At 67.1% G+C, this 1,818-nt stretch carries 2 protein-coding genes and 1 pseudogene; 1 reads left to right on the forward strand and 2 read right to left on the reverse strand.

Annotation, left to right across the window (positions count from 1 at the left end; translation table 11 throughout):
• On the forward strand, positions 1-377 hold a 377-nt coding region (locus LQV45_RS29555; protein WP_230010667.1), incomplete at its 5' end, for a zinc-binding dehydrogenase.
• A 368-nt stretch (positions 378-745) separates the two neighbouring features.
• Here LQV45_RS29555 and LQV45_RS29560 read toward each other — a convergent pair.
• Complete coding sequence (locus LQV45_RS29560) at positions 746-1,372, reverse strand: NAD(P)-dependent oxidoreductase (RefSeq protein ID WP_230010669.1); 627 nt, start codon at positions 1,370-1,372, stop codon at positions 746-748.
• Between the two features lies 1 nt (position 1,373).
• Positions 1,374-1,818, reverse strand: a pseudogene (locus LQV45_RS29565) (NAD(P)-dependent oxidoreductase); the annotation flags it as partial.

The following is a 1,818-nucleotide window of genomic DNA, read 5'->3' on the forward strand; positions in this document are numbered from 1 at the left end:
CTGACACCGTCCGAACGCTCGCCCCGACAGGACTGGATGCGGCGCTCGAATTCGTTGGCGCCACCGCACTTCCCGCCACGCTGTCCCTCGTCCGCCCGGGCGGCACCGCCTGCTTCGTCGGAGCACTCAACGGGCAGTGGACCATCCCTGACTTCTCACCGTTCAGCATCCCCGCCGGCGTCCGACTCACCAGCTACTCCGGCACCGCCCAAGACCTCCCCACCACCGCGCTCGACCAGTACCTCAGAGCGATCGAAGCCGGGACACTCCAAATCACCATCGCCAGCACCCATCAAGGACTCGACGGTGTCGCAGCGGCCCACCACGCACTCACGACCGGTGGCCAGCCCGGCAAACACGTCATCGTCCTGGCTTGAGTCCTACAACCATGACATCAGCGTCCTACAGATCCCTGGGCCGCACCACACTCAGCATCTACGGCGCGAGCCACTCCACGCCGAAGAGCAAGTGGCCGAACGAACTCGCGGCAGGGCGGCGTCTGCTGCGACGCCGGCACGTCTCGAAACACAACAGTTGAACAAGACACCACAGCTCTTCCAGCGGGCGGCCATCCATGCGGAGTTGGTCCGTTAACAGGCGCCGCTCTGCGGTCGGCGTGCGTCGCTAGTTTCTGATGGCGAGGATGCTGGCGGCGGCTTCGAGAGAGGGGGGCGACGATCGCCGCCGCCCCCTTCCCGGTCCTCGCGTCCGGACCGCCGGTGCGCCGCCGCTGAGATGTCGGTCGCTAGGGGTGGACGGTGGGGAGGACGATCTGGCGCGGGTAGCGTCGTTCTTCCGCCTCGTCGACCAAGAAGGCGGCGAGGTTCTTCCGGCTGATCCTCGGTACTTTCATTCCCTTGTGGAATGAGGTGATCCCGGTCGTCGTGCCGACGGTACTGGTGTTGGACAGGGTGCCCGGTCGCACGATCTCCCACTGCAGGCTCGTGGCGGTGAGGATGTCCTCCATCCGCGACTTGTCGGCGTACATCCGGCCGAGTAGAGCCTTCATGAAGGTCCGGGCGACCGGATTCTGGAACTGTGCGCTGTCGCCAGTTCCGAACCCGGTCACCACGATCATTGGTTCCTTTCGCCCTGCCATTGCCTCAACGAGCGCGGACGCCGTGTCGCTGAACAGCGTCGTCGCACCGAGTTTCTTGGTGCCGAGGGTGACGAGGACGGCGTCCGCATCGACGGTCGCTTGGCGGACGTCGGCTACTGACGTGGCGGTGCCCTGTACAGCGGTCAGGTTCTCACCGACCGGCAGCGCGTCGATCGATCGCGACAGGGTTGTCACCCTGTGTCCGCGGGCCAGCGCGACGTGCACTGCCTCGAGTCCGACTCCTGCGGAGGCGCCGATGACCGTGATGTTCACGCTACGCGGCGGCGACGGCCGAGCGCACGGCCTCGGCTGGGGTGGTGGTCGGTCGTCCGATGAGCGTGCGGAGGTCATTACCTTCGACCAGGAGGTCGCCGCGGGCGAGTCCCTGATCCGAGTCCGCGAGGATCCCGGCGAAGGCCCCCGGGATGCCGAACGAAGTCAGCAGGGCCACGTACTCCGCGGCGGGGAGGTCGTTGTAGACGACAATGGTGCCGGTGACGGCCGTGATCTCCGCGGCGAAGTCGGTCAGCGTGAACGCGACGTCGCCGCCGAGCTCGTAGACCTTGCCCGCCTGGTCCTCGCCAAGTAGGACGGCCACGGCGGCCACGGCGAGGTCACGGCGGGTGGCTGCGTTGACCCGGCCGTTGCCGCCGCTGCCCACGAGCGCGCCCTGCGCGAGGGTTCCCTGGAGCTGGTCGGTCCAGTTCTCGAAGTAGTAG

Source organism: Microbacterium sp. Bi128 (assembly GCF_918698205.1).